Source organism: Gordonia zhaorongruii (assembly GCF_007559005.1).
In the GTDB taxonomy this organism is placed as follows: domain Bacteria; phylum Actinomycetota; class Actinomycetes; order Mycobacteriales; family Mycobacteriaceae; genus Gordonia; species Gordonia zhaorongruii.
Genome location: NZ_CP041763.1, coordinates 1,145,126 through 1,159,231, shown reverse-complemented (window position 1 = coordinate 1,159,231; position 14,106 = coordinate 1,145,126). Strand labels below are relative to the sequence as shown.

Genomic DNA, 14,106 nt, shown 5'->3' with positions numbered 1-14,106 from the left:
GATGACCCAGGATGTCACCGGCAGCCTGCTCTGGCTGATCCCCGCGCTCCCCGGCCTCGGTGCGGCGCTGCTCCTTCTCTCCGGTCGAAGGTCGGACCGCTGGGGTCACCTGCTCGCCACCGGCCTGGCCGGTGCGTCCGCGGTGCTCGCGGTGATCATGTGGATCTCCATGACCGGACGGAATGCAGGCGAGCGCACCGCGGACAGCTCGCTCTACTCGTGGGTGCCGGTCGGCGAGCTTCAGGTCGACTTCGGGCTGCGCCTGGACCAATTGTCGATGTGCTTCGTCCTGCTGATCACGGTGGTCGGATCACTGATCCACATCTATTCGATCGGATACATGGCGACCGACCCGGACCGCAGACGGTTCTTCGCCTACCTCAACCTCTTCGTCGCGGCGATGCTCGTGCTGGTGCTGTCGAACAACTTCCTCGGCCTGTATCTCGGTTGGGAGGGCGTCGGCGTGGCGTCGTACCTGCTGATCGGTTTCTGGCAGCACAAGCCGTCAGCGGCCACCGCGGCCAAGAAGGCGTTCGTGATGAACCGGGTCGGCGACATGGGCCTGGCGATCGCCATGATGCTGATGTTCTCCACCTTCGGATCGGTGAACTTCGACGACGTCTTCAGCGACGCATCCGGCGCGAGCGAGGCGACGCTCACCGGCATCGGTTTCATGCTGCTTCTCGCCGCGTGCGGAAAGTCCGCGCAGGTACCGCTGCAGGCCTGGCTCGGCGACGCGATGGAGGGCCCCACCCCGGTCTCGGCACTCATCCACGCGGCGACGATGGTGACCGCCGGCGTCTACCTGATCACCCGCTCCGGGCCGATCTTCGACCTCGCGCCGAACGCTCAGACGGGTGTCGTCGTGATCGGCGCGGTGACGCTGCTGTTCGGCGCCGTCGTCGGCTGTGCGAAGGACGACATCAAGAAGGCGCTCGCCGCATCGACGATGAGCCAGATCGGATACATGATCCTCGCCGCCGGCCTCGGTCCCGCCGGGTACGCGGTCGCGATCCTGCACCTGCTCACTCACGGATTCTTCAAGGCCGGACTGTTCCTGGGCGCGGGCTCGGTGATGCATGCGATGGACGACGAGACCGACATGCGCCGGTTCGGCGGGCTGCGGTCGGCGATGCCGATCACCTTCGCGACATTCGGTCTCGGATACCTCGCGATCATCGGCGTCCCGCCGCTCTCCGGCTTCTACTCCAAGGACGGCATCATCGAGGCAGCCCTCGCCGAAGGCGGAACTCGCGGCATCCTGCTCGGTGGCGCCGCGATCATCGGTGCGGGCATCACCGCCTTCTACATGACTCGCGTGATGGTGCTGACCTTCTTCGGACCCGAGCGCTGGAGACAGGGCACTCATCCGCACGAGGCCCCGGCTTCGATGACCGGCCCGATGATCGCGCTCGCGATCGGCTCAGTCGGCGCAGGCGGGCTCCTCGCTGTCGGCAGTCGGCTCGCCGACTGGCTCGCCCCCGTCGTCGGCGACGCTCCCGAGCACCACGGCGGTATCCCGGCGTGGGCCGTGACGGTCGTAGTCCTGGTCTGCGTGGCGGCCGGCGCCGTCGTCGCCTGGCTGCAGTACGGCCGCACCCCCGTTCCGGAGACCGCGCCCGACGACGTCTCGGCCCTGACCGTCGCCGCGCGCGCCGACCTCTACGGCGACGCAGTGAACGAGCGGGTGTTCGCCGGGCCTGGAGCTCTGCTCACCGACAGGCTCGTGGACGTCGAGGACCGCGGACTCGGCGAAATCCCCACCGGCGTCGGCACGGCCGTGACCGGCGCGTCGGAGTTCTCGCGTCGCGCGCAGAACGGGTACGTCCGGTCGTACGCCTTGTCGATTCTGGGCGGCACCGTGGTGATCGCCGCACTCACGATGGTGGTGAACGCACTATGACGATGCCCTGGCTGACCATCCTGTGGCTCATTCCGGCAGTCGCTTCGGCGGTCATCATGTTCCTGCCGTCGCAACGCGCGCACAACGCGAAGGTCGTCGGCCTCGGCGCATCGGTTCTGGTCCTGGTGTGGGCGTTGATCGTGACAGCCCGTTTCGACACATCGCCCGCCGACGCCGCCGCCACCGGGGTCCATTTTCAGATGACCGAGGACATCAGCTGGATCCCCACCTTCGGTGCTCGCTACTCGCTCGGACTGGACGGGATCGGACTGGCGCTGATTCTGCTGACCGTCGTACTCACTCCGCTCCTGCTGCTCGCGGGCTGGCGCGATGCCGACGGAGACGATGCTGACGGAGACGATGCCGACGGACACAGCACAGACGGGGAAGGGACCGAACCGGCCCGCGGGAAGTCGGTCCACATCTATGTCGCACTGCTCCTGGCAGTTGAGGCGATGGTGCTGATGAGCTTCGTCGCCACCGACGTCCTGCTGTTCTACATCTTCTTCGAGGCCATGCTCGTGCCGATGTACTTCCTCATCGGCGGGTTCGGAAAGAAGAGCTCACCGGCAGCCGTCCGATTCCTGCTGTACAACCTGTTCGGCGGGTTGATCATGCTGGCCGCAGTGATCGGTGTCTACGTCGTCGCGGGCACCTTCAGTTTCGAGGCCATCTCCGGTGCCGTCGCCGACGGCTCGCTCGAGATGTCGTCGGCCACCGAGAATCTCCTGTTCCTCGGGTTCGTGTTCGCGTTCGCGGTGAAGGCGCCGCTCTGGCCGTTGCACACCTGGCTTCCCGATGCCGCCGTCTCCACCACCCCGGCGGCGGCCGTGATGATGATGGCCGTCATGGACAAGGTCGGAACCTTCGCGATGCTCCGATTCTGCATCGGCATGTTCCCGGAGGCCTCGGAGACCTTCGCACCTGTGATCTGCACGCTCGCCGTCATCAGCATCATCTACGGCGCGGTCGCCGCGATCGGTCAGCGCGACGTGATGCGGCTGATCGCGTACACGTCGATCTCCCACTTCGGCTTCATCGTCCTCGGCGTCTTCGCCCTGACCGCCCAGGGGCAGAGCGGATCCGCCTTGTACATGGTCAATCACGGCATCTCGACGGCCGCGCTCTTCCTGATCGCCGGATTCCTGGTGTCCCGGCGCGGCAGTGCGCTCATCGCCGATTACGGCGGCGTGCAGAAGATCGCACCGGTGCTGGCCGGGACGTTCCTCGTCGCCGGACTGGCCACCCTGTCCCTTCCCGGACTGGGCCCGTTCATCAGCGAGTTCCTCGTACTCATCGGCACGTTCACGCGCTATCCGATCGCTGCGATCGCTGCATCGGTTGCCCTGGTGCTCTCGGCCGTCTACATCCTGTGGACCTACCAGCGGATGATGGGCGGCCCCGAACCGGAGGACGCGGGCCGGCCGCCGATCACCGATCTGTGTCTCAGGGAGAAGCTGGTGGTCGCACCGCTGATCCTGGCACTCGTCGCCCTGGGCTTCTTCCCGCGGCTGATCCTCGATTACGTCGAGTCCGCCGTCGACCCGGCTCCCACTGTGGCGAGGAGTGAGTGATGATCGCACCGCATATCGACTACTTCCGGCTCTCACCGATGCTGATCGTGTTCGGGGTCGCCGTGTTGAGCGTGCTGGTCGAAGCCTTCGCGCCTGCCGCCTTCCGCTACCGCATCCAGTTGTGGCTCTCGGGCGGTGGATTGATCGCCGCGGTGATCGCACTCGCTTTCGTCGCATCCTCTGCCACCGACGATTCCGCGCAGACCCGGACGCTCATGTCCGGTGCGGTGCTCGTCGACGGGCCGGGACTCTTCGTGCAGGGTGTGGTGCTGCTGGTCGCGCTCGGCGCGGTCGCCTTCATGGGCGAACGCCGACTGGACCGTGTGTGGGCTCCCGTGGAGGTACGAACCGCTGCCGGACAGCCGATCTCCGTGGGCGGCAGCGCATCCGACACCGACGGGTCCAGCGACGACGCCCTGCCGGCGGACGCCTTCACACCGTCCGGCGCGACGGTGCCCGGATCGGCGGACGAGCTCGCCGCCGGCCGGGCCGGGTTCCTCACCACCGAGGTGTACCCGCTCACGCTGCTGGCCGTCGGCGGGATGATGCTGTTCGGGTCGTGCGGCGACCTGCTCACGATGTTCATCGCGCTCGAAGTGCTGTCGCTGCCGCTGTACATTCTGTGCGGACTCGCCCGCAGACGGCGGCTGCTGTCCCAGGAGGCGTCACTCAAGTACTTCCTGCTCGGAGCATTCGCGTCGGCGATCTTCCTGTTCGGCACCGCCTTCGCCTACGGTGCGAGCGCGTCCCTCTCGCTGGCCGACATCGGGACGTCCCTGAACACTGCGGATGACAAGAGCCTCGGAGTCATCGCCCTCGCGTTGATCGCCGTCGGACTGCTGTTCAAGGTGGGCGCCGTCCCGTTCGGTTCGTGGGTACCGGACGTGTACCAGGGCGCGCCCACGCCGGTCACCTCGCTCATGGCGTCGGCGACCAAGGCTGCGGCGTTCGGCGCCCTGCTCCGGGTGCTCCATGTCGCGTTCCCGGATCTGCAGGACACTGCCCGGCCCGCGCTCTGGACCGTCGCGATCGCCACGATGGTCGTCGCCACGCTGATGGCGGTCACCCAGTCCGACATCAAGCGCATGCTCGCCTACTCGTCGGTAAGCCACGTCGGATTCGCCCTCGTCGGTGCCATCATCATCAGCGACGACGCCCTCGCTGCGACGCTCTTCTACATCGCGATCTACGCGGTATCGGCGTTCGGCGCGTTCGCCCTGCTGAGCGTGGTGCGCGACGCGACGGGCCGCGAGGAGTCCGCGATCAGCGCCTGGGCGGGGCTCGGCCGTGAGCATCCGCTCGTCGGCGCGATGATGTCGTTGCTGCTGCTCTCCTTCGCCGGCATCCCGCTCACCGGCGGCTTCATCGCCAAGTTCGCGGTGTTCGGTGCCGCGGGCAGCGCCGGCGCCTGGCCGCTGGTGATCGTCGGTGTGGTGTGCAGCGCGATCGCCGCCTACTTCTACGTGCGGGTGATCGTCGCGATGTTCTTCGCCGACCGTCCGGGCAACGCTCCGACAGTGCGGGCACCGAGCCTGCTGACCACTGTTCCGATCGCGATCAGCGCCGGACTGACGCTGCTGCTGGGAGTCTTTCCGGCGCCACTGCTCAACCTGGTCGGCGACATCTCGACGTTCGTACGCTGAACTAGGTCAGGCGACTGCTGCGTCCTCTAGCTGCGTTTGCTTCCACGACGGCCTGAGACCTACTCGATACCCATCTCGGACGCGATTCCCGAGATCTCACGCGCAAGCGCATGGTCGCGGTCGGTGATCTGGTCGCCGACGTCATGCGAGACCAGGACGAGGCGGACCACCGCGTAACGCAAGTCGATGTCGGGGTGATGGTTCGCGGCTTCAGCAGCATCCACGATCCGGGTGACGAATTCGAGGCCACGGACCATGGAGCCCGTCGTGAAGGTCGCGACGAGTCCGGACGACGTCTCTACCCATTCCATGACTCCATGGTCACCGCTAACGCGTCATCACGCAACGGTCCGTAGCGAATGTCCGCACCCTTCTGACAGGCTGAAGCACGTGCATCTCCTACTGCTGTCCCTCGGCGCCGGCGCAGTGCCCCGATTCGTCGCAGAGAGCGTCCGCAGACCTGTCCACGAGGTGACGGTCGGCGTCGTCGACGGTGCAGGTGGTGAACTTCTGTCCGATCTCGGCTACCACGTCGTCGACACACCGGCACACGGACGACGCGTCCATGAGTTCGCGGAGTCACTGGATTCGGTCGACGCGGTGTTCGTCGGCGGCGGAAACACCTTCTCGGTGCTCGAGACTCTCCGCGCGAGCGGTGCGGACGCGATCCTCGACGCCCGCGTTCGCGACGGGCTCCCCTACATCGGGCTCAGTGCGGGTTCGGTGATCGCCGGCCCCGACATCGGGCCTGCCGGCCTGATGGACGACCCCTCCGAGGCCCCCGAACTCGCGAGCACCAGGGGATTCGGGTGGATCGATTCGGTTCCGATCCCGCACGCGGGAGGGATGCTGCCGTCGTACCCGCCTGATCTCATCGCGACGACCATGTCCACGTTCGGCGCACGATTCGAGCTGCTTGCTCTCGATGACGACCAGGCCCTGCTGGTGGAAAGCGGCGCTCAGCGGGTCGTACCGAGCCGGTAGCGGCGTCAGCGCCAACCCAACCCGGGCGCGACGTGCTCGAGGATCGACTCCAGCACGTGGGTGTTGTAGTCGACGCCGAGCTGATTCGGCACCGTGAGGAGCAGTGTGTCGGCAGCGGCGATCGCCTCGTCTCCGCGCAGTGATTCCACCAACCGGTCCGGTTCATCGGCGTACGAGCGACCGAATACCGACGGGGTGTTGTCGATGACTCCGAACTGATCGTTCCGACCGTCTCCGCCGAGGAAGTACCGCCGGTCCATGTCGGTCGTGATGGCGAAGATCGACCTGGACACCGAAACGCGAGGTACGAAGCCGTGGTCGTGCTGCGCCCACTCGTCGCGGAACGCCTCGATCTGCTTACGCTGCTGCACGTGGAAGGGTTCGCCCGACTCGTCGTCCTTGAGTGTCGACGACATGAGGTTCATGCCGCGCTGCGCGGCCCACCGTGCGGTGGTATCCGACCCTGCGCCCCACCAGATCCGCTCGCGCAGTCCTTCCGAATACGGCTCTATCCGAAGCAGACCGGGCGGGTTGGGAAACATCGGCCGCGGGTTGGGTTCGGCGAAGCCCTTGCCCGAGAGCACTTCCAGGAAGACCTCGGCATGCCGACGCGCCATATCGGCGTCGCTCTCCCCGTCCCCGGGCGCGTAGCCGAAGTACTTGTATCCCTCGATCACCTGCTCCGGTGACCCTCGTGAGAGACCGAGTTGGAGCCGCCCACCCGCGATCAGGTCCGCAGCGCCCGCGTCCTCGGCCATGTACAGGGGATTCTCGTAACGGAGATCGATCACTCCGGTACCGATCTCGATGCGGCTGGTGCGAGCACCGATCGCCGCGAGCAACGGGAACGGAGACCCCAGCTGACGCGCGAAGTGGTGCACCCGAAAGTAGGCGCCGTCGGCGCCCAGTTCCTCTGCGGCAACGGCCAATTCGACCGATTGCATCAACGTGTCCGCAGCAGTTCGCGTCTGCGATCCGGGCGCGTCGGACCAATGCCCGAACGAGAGGAAGCCGATCTTCTTCACAGATGTCCCTTCACAGTCAGCCCCGGGCGATGCCCTGCCACACGGCTTCGAACGGCAGATGTCCGCCTACCCGGCCGGTGATGGCGGCGCTGGTGAACACCTTCGCGCGACGAGCCGCATCCAGCGCAGGTCGGCCCTTAGCCAGCTCTGCGGTGAGCGCTGCGGCAAGGGTGCAACCGGCACCGGAGACGCGTTCCGTGCCGATCTTCGGTGCACGCAGCACGGTGACGTCGTCACCGTCGAAGAACACGTCCACGGCCTCGTCGCCGGGGAGTTCGACGCCGCCCTTGGCGAGGACGTACCGGGGTCCCAGCTCACCGATCCGCTTGGCGGCCTCGATGAGGTCGCCCTCCGTCTCGATCGACTCCATGCCCGACAGGACGGTCGCCTCGAAGAGGTTCGGCGTCACCACGCTCGCGTGGGGAAGGATCTTGTCCCGCAACGCCTGATCGGTGTCGAGGGCCGCGCCCGGTTCCTGCCCCTTGCAGATCAGCACCGGATCGAGCACGACGTGGCGCCACGACTGCTTCCCGAGGCCGTCGGCGACCACGTCGATGGTCTTCGGCGTCCCGAGCATGCCGATCTTCACGACGTCGAGATCGTATGCAGCGGTCGCCGCCTCCATCTGATCGGCGATCACGCCGGGCTCCACGGGCGCGAATCGATGACCCCAGTCGGCCTTAGGGTCGAACGACACGATGCACGTGATAGTGCCGAGTCCGAACACGCTCAGCTCATGGAACGTCTTGAGGTCCGTCTGGATGCCGGCTCCGCCGGTGGCTTCCGAGCCGGCGATCACATATGCGAAATCAACCACGACCCCGAATTTACTCGCCTGGCTTGCAGAAGTCCCCTTCGCGGATCGCCGCATCGTCGCCGAGCGGCCGGGTGAGCGACCATCGCTGCGTGAACCGGCACACCGACATCCGCCAGTGGCCGCTCTCCCGGACGTACTCGTCGTCGTACTCCCCCACGGACACCGTCTCGGTGCGACCGACGGTATCGATCTGGCGGAAGCGGAGCGACCATCGGCCGCGAGCCGAATCCCGGCCGGTCAGCTCGATCTCCGGGTGGGTGCCGTGATGCATGTCGAGAACCGCGTATCGGCCGTCCGCCCGAGCCAGCGCGAATCGCCGGAAGATCTCGACCATCGGTGCAGCGTCGTCGAAGCGCCCCAGTGGACCGTAGTCGATCACGGCACCGGAGGCGATGAACGAATCGCGGAATCCGTCGGGGTCCTTCGCGTCGCACGCGCGCCAGTACCTGTGTTTGAGCTGCTTGATCTCCTCGATCGCCTCCAGTCGCTCCACTTGTGCCGTTACTCGGGCCGCTGCATCGTCCATGCGACGAATTATGCTGCTGGCATGTACCCGACCGCCACCACCATCGACGAGTTCCACGCCAATATCGCCGACGTCCGGGCCCGTATCGACGCGGCCGCCGAGCGGGCCGGACGGCTTCCCGCCGATGTCCGGCTGCTTCCGGTGAGTAAGACCGTGCCCGAGGAGCGCGTCGAGCTCGCGATCGCGGCCGGCTGCACCGAGCTCGGCGAGAACAAGGTGCAGGAGGCCGAACGCAAGCATGCGAACCTGGCTCATCGCGACGTCGCATGGTCGGTGATCGGACACCTGCAGACCAACAAGGCCAAGAACGTCGCCGCCTTCGCCTCCGAATTCCAGGCCCTCGACAGTCTGCGCGTCGCCGAGGCCCTCGACCGCCGCCTGCAAGCGGCCGGCCGGGCCCTCGACGTCTACGTACAGGTCAATACGTCCGGAGAGGAGAGCAAGTACGGCCTGTCCCCCGCTGATCTGCCCGGCTTGCTGCGGGCGCTGCCGCAGTTCACGTCGCTACGCGTGCGCGGTCTCATGACGCTCGCCGTGTTCTCCGACGATGCCGATCGGGTGAGGCCGTGCTTCGCACTCCTCCGCGATCTACGCGATCGGATTCGAGACGAAGATCCCGGACTGATCGGCGACGGGCACCTCTCGATGGGCATGTCCGGCGACTACGAACTCGCGGTTACCGAGGGCGCGACATGCGTCCGCGTCGGTCAGGCGATATTCGGCGCACGGCCGACTTCCGACTCGTACTACTGGCCGTCCTGAACCGGATCACAGCGACCTGGAGATGATCTCCTTCATGATCTCGTTGGTTCCGCCGTAGATCATCTGCACACGGTTGTCGGCCCACATGCGAGCGATCGGGTACTCGTTCATGTAGCCGTAGCCGCCGAACAGCTGCAGACAGGTATCGGCGACCTGCATCGCACGCTCGGTGGTCCACCACTTGGCCATCGCGACGGTCGGGATGTCCAGTTCGCCCCGCAGATGCTTCTCGAGGCAGTCGTCGAGGAACACTCGGGCGATGCGCGCCTCAGTGGCGACCTCCGCGAGCTTGAACTTGGTGTTCTGGAATCCGAACACCGGACGTCCGAAGGCCGTGCGCTCCTTCGTGTACTCGAGGGTCTTCTCGAGCGCGGACTCCATGCCTGCGACGGATCCGACGGCGATGATGAGACGCTCCTGCGGCAACTGCTGCATGAGCTGGATGAAACCGAGCCCCTCCTGCTCCCCCAGCAGGTTCGACTGCGGCACGCGAACACCGGTGAAGTTCAGTTCGGCGGTGTCCTGACCGCGCATGCCGACCTTGTCGAGGATCCGGCCACGGCTGAATCCTTCACGGTCGGTCTCGACGAGGATGAGCGAGATGCCCTTGGCGCCTTCGGAGGTGTCGGTCTTGGCGACGACGATCACGAGGTCGGCCTGGCCGCCGTTGGTGATGAACGTCTTGGAGCCGTCGATGATGTAGTCGTCGCCGTCCTTGACGGCCTTGGTCTTCACGTTCTGGAGGTCCGAACCGGTGCCTGGCTCGGTCATCGCGATCGCGCCGACTACCTCACCGGAGGCCATCTTCGGCAACCACTTCTTCTTCTGCTCCTCGGACCCGTAACCGAGCACGTAATGAGCGACGATGCCGTTGTGCAGGGCCTGCCCCCACGACGAGTCGACCACGCGGGCCTGCTCCTCGATGAGCACGGCCTCGTGGGCGAAGGTACCGCCTCCGCCGCCGTACTCCTCCGGGATCGACATGCCCAACAGGCCGAGCTGCCCCGCCTTGTTCCACAGGCCACGGTCGACACCGTGCTGCTCGATGTACCGCTCGGTGTTCGGCGCGATCTCCTTCTCACAGAAGGCGCGCGCCATTTCACGCAGAGCAGTCAGGTCGTCGTCTTCCCAGGAGGGACGAGCCATGGAGTCCATACCAATCTCGAGTGAGGTTTTCGTAACGCACGGATACTAACACCGCTCGATGACACGGTCGGGTTATGCGTTCCCCTTGGACCACGTCTCCCACGGGATGTTCCAGTCACCGAGGCCGTCGGTACCGGGCAGCGTCGGTCCCACGGTGTTCTTCACCGTGACCGGATCGCCGCGCAGCGTGTTCTGCATCACCCACTGAGCATCGGCCGGACTCAGATTGAGGCAACCGTGACTGGTGTTCGTGTTTCCCTGAGCCCACATCGACCACGGGGCCGAGTGCAGATAGATGCCGCTGTACGACATCTGCGTCGCGAAATCGACAGGCGTGCGATAGCCGTCGGCCGAGTTCGTGGGGACGCCGTACGTGGACGAGTCCATGATGATGTGCGGCAGGCGGTCGCCGATGATGTACACGCCGTTGTCGGTCGGGGCCGCCGCCTTACCCATGGAGGTCGGCATCGTGCGGATGACCTTGCCGTCGCGCTTGACCGTGACCAGCTTGGTGTTGTCGTCGGCGGTCATCTCCAGCGCACGGCCGATCGTGAAGCTCGATTTGGCGTTGTCCTGGCCGTAGACACCGTCACCCAGGTCGATACCGAAGATGTTCACCTTCACGTCGACCTTCGTGCCCGGCTTCCAGAACTCCTTGGGCCGCCAGCGGACCTCGTTGTCGCTGATCCAGTAGAAGTCGCCGTCGACCTCGGGGTTGGTGGTGATCTTGATGGCCTTCTGCGCAGCCTTGCGGTCCGTGATCGGCTCGTCGAACCGAACGCCGATCGTCTGCGCGACGCCGACTGTCGCGCCGTCCGGCGTGCCGATGTAGGCCACGGTGACGTTGTTCGGTGAACGGGTCTTGAACGAGGTGGTGCTCTTGGTCTGACCACCGACACCGGTGGCGACCGCATTCACGTCGTAGGAGCGTCCGTACCCGAACGGTTCGGTGCTGGTCCAGACCGAGCCGCCTTCGCTCAGCTCGCCCTCGATGAACCCACCGCTGAACTTCTTGATCTTGACGTCGGTGAGCGCACCTTCGGATGCCTTGACCACGATCGGGTGACCCGGCTGCACGCCGAGCTCGTCCTTGACGAGCGGCTGCCCATCCTCGTCGGTCACGGCGATGGCCGGCTTGATCATGTCGCCGAACTCGCCGTTCGCGTGAACCTCGTTCTCGTAATCGCCGGTCACACTGCTGCATGCCGACACGAAGGCGGTCAACGCCACGAGAAATGCAACGGCAGCCGCTCTGACGCCTGGTCGACGACTGCCGCTCGAAGTGTTGCCCATCATGCTCCCAAACCTGTTCTCACTGTCCGCCGGTCAGTGGCCGGTGGACCCGAAAGTGGACCGTAATCCAGTTGCCTAGATTGTACGAGACTCGGCGCCCGTCAACCGCTGCCGATCGGCCCACGCGGTGTCGTTGAAGCGACTCAGCGCCCGGACTCATCGCCCGGTTCATCGAGGCGCAGACCAGCACCGTTACGAAGATCGTGCAAATGACCTGCGTGTACTCGTTCACGCGGTGTTCTACGCCACATTACCGACACTCACCGACTCCGACCACAGCGAGCGAAAAGGATCACATCGGTGAGATTAATCCCGTTGACCGACGTTCAGGGTCGAGTGGACGTAGAGGTCCGTCGGCGAAGAGCCCCGAAATGACGAGACCCCGTCCGAAGTGATCCGGACGGGGTCTCGTGAATGTGCGCCATCAGGGACTTGAACCCCGAACCCGCTGATTAAGAGTCAGCTGCTCTGCCAATTGAGCTAATGGCGCTTGCCTTGCGAGAAAGAACATTAACAGCACGGTGACCCAGAACCAAAATCGGGTGGTCACCGGCATGATTCGCCCTATCTCACCGGGCGCGAAGCGGTCACTTCAAGATCTTGCGGACCACCACGACGACGACCAGAGCACCGGCACCCATCAGTCCGTACTTCACCGCAGGCTTGCTCAGCGTGTCGCTGGCCCGGGTCTTCGCATCGTCGGCCAGACGCTGCGGGTTGGCACGCTCAGCGAGCTTGTCCAGCGTGCCTGCGAGCTCCTCTCGCGCCTGTGCGATGTCCTGCTCGATCCGTTCGGTTTCCCCGGCCACGGTCGTCCTCCTCGTTTCGACGGCAACTGCGTATGAGTCTCGATCGTGTTCGAGCCTACAGAGTGGGGGTCGTCAGATCATCGGATAGCCTGGCGGTATGTCGGAGAATGCACGCCTCACGGTCGGCGACAAGGCCCCCGGGTTCACCCTTCTGAACGCGAACGAGGAGTCCGTGTCGCTCGCGGACTACGCAGGACGCAAAGTGATCGTGTACTTCTACCCGGCCGCGATGACGCCCGGCTGCACCAAGCAGGCATGCGATTTCCGCGACAGCCTGTCCGATCTGAACGGTCAGGGAATCGATGTCGTCGGTATCTCCCCGGACAAGCCCGCCAAGCTGGCCAAGTTCGTCGAACGCGACGGGTTGACCTTCCCCCTCCTCTCCGATCCGGAGAAGGAGGTGCTGACCGCGTGGGGCGCGTTCGGGGAGAAGAAGCTCTACGGCAAGGTCGTCCAGGGCGTCATCCGCTCGACCTTCCTCATCGACGAGAACGGCGTCATCGAGGCTGCTCAGTACAACGTCCGCGCCACCGGTCACGTCGCGAAGCTGCGTCGCGACCTGTCGGTCTGACGTACTGCGCGATGCCCGAGTTGGTGCCGCGCAAGCGGCCGACGCAGGAACGCAGCCGCCGGACCTTCGACGCCATCCTGACCGCCGCCCGTGAGGTCCTCATCGACGTCGGGTTCGAGTCGCTCACGAGCGAGCACATCGCTCAGCGCGCCGACCTTCCGATCGGCACCATCTACCAGTACTTCGCCAACAAGTACGTCGTGGTGTGCGAACTCGACCGCCAGGACACCACTGCGGTCAGCGAGGAGTTATCGGCGTTCGCCGACGAGATCCCCTCACTGGAGTGGCCGCAGCTTCTCGAGAAGTTCCTCGACCACCTCGCGGAACTGTGGCGGACTGACCCCTCGCGGCGAGCCGTCTGGCTTGCTGTGCAGTCCACCCCGTCCACCCGCGAGACCGCGTCGATCACCGAGAAGATCCTCGCCGAGAAGGTGGCCCGCATCCTGGCCCCGCTGACTCCCACCTCGGAACGGGCGCGGCGCGAGATGATGGCCGAGGTGCTGGTGCACGCCGCCTACTCGTTGCTGAGCTTCTCCGTCCAGGACCGCCACGACCACGATCAGGTGGTCGGTGAACTCAAGCGGATGCTGGCCGGGTACCTGATGCTCGAGGATTCAGTGGTTCGGGATCCAGCGGTTCAGGATCCGGCCGGTCACGACTGATCCTCCAGGATCGCCACCGCAGCCGCCATGTCACCGTCGTGCGTGAGTGAGACGTGGATGCTCAGGTGACCGATCTGCTCAGCCAGCTCGCCGTGCAGCCGGACGCGCGGACGCCCCCAGTTGTCCGAGCACACCTCGACCTGGTTGACGGCGGTCTCCGGAAGCACGGGCGCGAGACCGAACCGGCTCGACGACCACGCCTTGATCACCGCCTCGCGGGCGGCCCAGCGAGCGGCGAGGTGGCGGGCGGACTCACCGGTCCGTTCGGCCGCGTCCCGCCGTTCGCCGACCGAGAACCGGCCGGCGAACGACGAGCCAGGACGATCGAGTTGCTCGGCGAAGTCGGGCACCGAGACCATGTCGATCCCGACACCGACCACGCTCACGCGAT

At 65.7% G+C, this 14,106-nt stretch carries 15 protein-coding genes and 1 tRNA gene; 7 read left to right on the top strand and 9 right to left on the bottom strand.

Annotation, left to right across the window (positions count from 1 at the left end; translation table 11 throughout):
- The first annotated feature begins 1 nt into the window (after position 1).
- Genes nuoL through nuoN form a run of 3 tightly spaced genes read left to right on the top strand, consistent with a single transcriptional unit; the run spans position 2 to position 5,120 of the window.
- On the top strand, positions 2-1,903 hold the full coding sequence (gene nuoL / locus FO044_RS05220; RefSeq protein WP_132993751.1) for an NADH-quinone oxidoreductase subunit L: 1,902 nt from the start codon (positions 2-4) through the stop codon (positions 1,901-1,903).
- Positions 1,900-3,477: an NADH-quinone oxidoreductase subunit M gene (locus tag FO044_RS05215; RefSeq protein ID WP_132993752.1), complete on the top strand. Its 1,578-nt coding sequence runs from the start codon at positions 1,900-1,902 to the stop codon at positions 3,475-3,477. Before nuoL ends, FO044_RS05215 begins: the two co-directional genes overlap by 4 nt.
- Complete coding sequence (gene nuoN, locus FO044_RS05210) at positions 3,477-5,120, top strand: NADH-quinone oxidoreductase subunit NuoN (RefSeq protein WP_132993753.1); 1,644 nt, start codon at positions 3,477-3,479, stop codon at positions 5,118-5,120. Before FO044_RS05215 ends, nuoN begins: the two co-directional genes overlap by 1 nt.
- 59 nt (positions 5,121-5,179) lie before the next feature.
- On the opposite strand, the gene FO044_RS05205 is transcribed toward nuoN, so the two are convergent.
- Positions 5,180-5,431, bottom strand: a complete 252-nt coding sequence (locus FO044_RS05205) for a 4a-hydroxytetrahydrobiopterin dehydratase (RefSeq protein ID WP_132993754.1) — start codon at positions 5,429-5,431, stop codon at positions 5,180-5,182.
- Between the two features lie 79 nt (positions 5,432-5,510).
- Here FO044_RS05205 and FO044_RS05200 point away from each other — a divergent pair, with 79 nt between their 5' ends.
- Positions 5,511-6,104 (top strand): Type 1 glutamine amidotransferase-like domain-containing protein, encoded by a 594-nt coding sequence (locus FO044_RS05200; protein ID WP_132993755.1) that lies wholly within the window; start codon positions 5,511-5,513, stop codon positions 6,102-6,104.
- A gap of 5 nt (positions 6,105-6,109) precedes the next feature.
- Here the strand turns inward: FO044_RS05200 and FO044_RS05195 are convergent, their stop codons facing one another.
- The 3 genes from FO044_RS05195 to FO044_RS05185 are packed head-to-tail and all read right to left on the bottom strand — an operon-like array spanning position 6,110 to position 8,472.
- A complete protein-coding gene (locus FO044_RS05195) occupies positions 6,110-7,129 on the bottom strand; it encodes an LLM class flavin-dependent oxidoreductase (protein WP_132993756.1) in 1,020 nt (339 codons plus the stop codon).
- 16 nt (positions 7,130-7,145) lie between these two features.
- The gene (gene thiD / locus FO044_RS05190) at positions 7,146-7,946 is read right to left on the bottom strand and encodes a bifunctional hydroxymethylpyrimidine kinase/phosphomethylpyrimidine kinase (RefSeq protein WP_132993757.1); all 801 of its coding nucleotides are present in this window, start codon (positions 7,944-7,946) and stop codon (positions 7,146-7,148) included.
- Positions 7,947-7,956: 10 nt separating this feature from the next.
- Positions 7,957-8,472, bottom strand: coding sequence for a nuclear transport factor 2 family protein (locus FO044_RS05185; RefSeq protein WP_132993758.1), 516 nt, complete (start codon positions 8,470-8,472; stop codon positions 7,957-7,959).
- Between the two features lie 21 nt (positions 8,473-8,493).
- Here FO044_RS05185 and FO044_RS05180 point away from each other — a divergent pair, with 21 nt between their 5' ends.
- Complete coding sequence (locus tag FO044_RS05180; RefSeq protein WP_132993759.1) at positions 8,494-9,234, top strand: YggS family pyridoxal phosphate-dependent enzyme; 741 nt, start codon at positions 8,494-8,496, stop codon at positions 9,232-9,234.
- A 6-nt stretch (positions 9,235-9,240) separates the two neighbouring features.
- Here the strand turns inward: FO044_RS05180 and FO044_RS05175 are convergent, their stop codons facing one another.
- The 4 genes from FO044_RS05175 to FO044_RS05160 all read right to left on the bottom strand — a co-directional run bounded on the left by FO044_RS05175 (position 9,241) and on the right by FO044_RS05160 (position 12,482).
- Positions 9,241-10,380 carry an acyl-CoA dehydrogenase family protein gene (locus tag FO044_RS05175; RefSeq protein WP_132993760.1) on the bottom strand — a complete coding sequence of 380 codons (1,140 nt, stop codon included), beginning with the start codon at positions 10,378-10,380 and terminating at the stop codon, positions 9,241-9,243.
- A 72-nt stretch (positions 10,381-10,452) separates the two neighbouring features.
- Positions 10,453-11,673 carry a L,D-transpeptidase gene (locus FO044_RS05170; protein WP_132993829.1) on the bottom strand — a complete coding sequence of 407 codons (1,221 nt, stop codon included), beginning with the start codon at positions 11,671-11,673 and terminating at the stop codon, positions 10,453-10,455.
- 417 nt (positions 11,674-12,090) lie between these two features.
- A tRNA-Lys gene (locus tag FO044_RS05165) sits at positions 12,091-12,163 on the bottom strand.
- A gap of 97 nt (positions 12,164-12,260) precedes the next feature.
- Complete coding sequence (locus FO044_RS05160; protein ID WP_132993761.1) at positions 12,261-12,482, bottom strand: DUF3618 domain-containing protein; 222 nt, start codon at positions 12,480-12,482, stop codon at positions 12,261-12,263.
- Between the two features lie 97 nt (positions 12,483-12,579).
- Here FO044_RS05160 and bcp point away from each other — a divergent pair, with 97 nt between their 5' ends.
- Positions 12,580-13,053 carry a thioredoxin-dependent thiol peroxidase gene (gene bcp, locus FO044_RS05155; RefSeq protein WP_132993762.1) on the top strand — a complete coding sequence of 158 codons (474 nt, stop codon included), beginning with the start codon at positions 12,580-12,582 and terminating at the stop codon, positions 13,051-13,053.
- An 11-nt stretch (positions 13,054-13,064) separates the two neighbouring features.
- Positions 13,065-13,715: a TetR/AcrR family transcriptional regulator gene (locus tag FO044_RS05150; protein ID WP_132993763.1), complete on the top strand. Its 651-nt coding sequence runs from the start codon at positions 13,065-13,067 to the stop codon at positions 13,713-13,715.
- Here the strand turns inward: FO044_RS05150 and acpS are convergent.
- The gene (gene acpS, locus FO044_RS05145) at positions 13,706-14,101 is read right to left on the bottom strand and encodes a holo-ACP synthase AcpS (RefSeq protein WP_132993764.1); all 396 of its coding nucleotides are present in this window, start codon (positions 14,099-14,101) and stop codon (positions 13,706-13,708) included. The genes FO044_RS05150 and acpS overlap by 10 nt on opposite strands.
- Between the last annotated feature and the right edge of the window lie 5 nt (positions 14,102-14,106).

Bases quoted from the DNA above. Each gene is read 5' to 3' on its own strand.
- nuoN (WP_132993753.1), top strand. From the start codon at position 3,477: ATGATCGCACCGCATATCGACTACTTCCGGCTCTCACCGATGCTGATC.
- FO044_RS05150 (WP_132993763.1), top strand. From the start codon at position 13,065: ATGCCCGAGTTGGTGCCGCGCAAGCGGCCGACGCAGGAACGCAGCCGC.
- FO044_RS05180 (WP_132993759.1), top strand. From the start codon at position 8,494: ATGTACCCGACCGCCACCACCATCGACGAGTTCCACGCCAATATCGCC.
- FO044_RS05185 (WP_132993758.1), bottom strand. From the start codon at position 8,472: ATGGACGATGCAGCGGCCCGAGTAACGGCACAAGTGGAGCGACTGGAG.
- nuoL (WP_132993751.1), top strand. From the start codon at position 2: ATGACCCAGGATGTCACCGGCAGCCTGCTCTGGCTGATCCCCGCGCTC.
- FO044_RS05175 (WP_132993760.1), bottom strand. From the start codon at position 10,380: ATGGCTCGTCCCTCCTGGGAAGACGACGACCTGACTGCTCTGCGTGAA.
- FO044_RS05170 (WP_132993829.1), bottom strand. From the start codon at position 11,673: ATGGGCAACACTTCGAGCGGCAGTCGTCGACCAGGCGTCAGAGCGGCT.
- FO044_RS05205 (WP_132993754.1), bottom strand. From the start codon at position 5,431: ATGGAATGGGTAGAGACGTCGTCCGGACTCGTCGCGACCTTCACGACG.
- FO044_RS05215 (WP_132993752.1), top strand. From the start codon at position 1,900: ATGACGATGCCCTGGCTGACCATCCTGTGGCTCATTCCGGCAGTCGCT.
- bcp (WP_132993762.1), top strand. From the start codon at position 12,580: ATGTCGGAGAATGCACGCCTCACGGTCGGCGACAAGGCCCCCGGGTTC.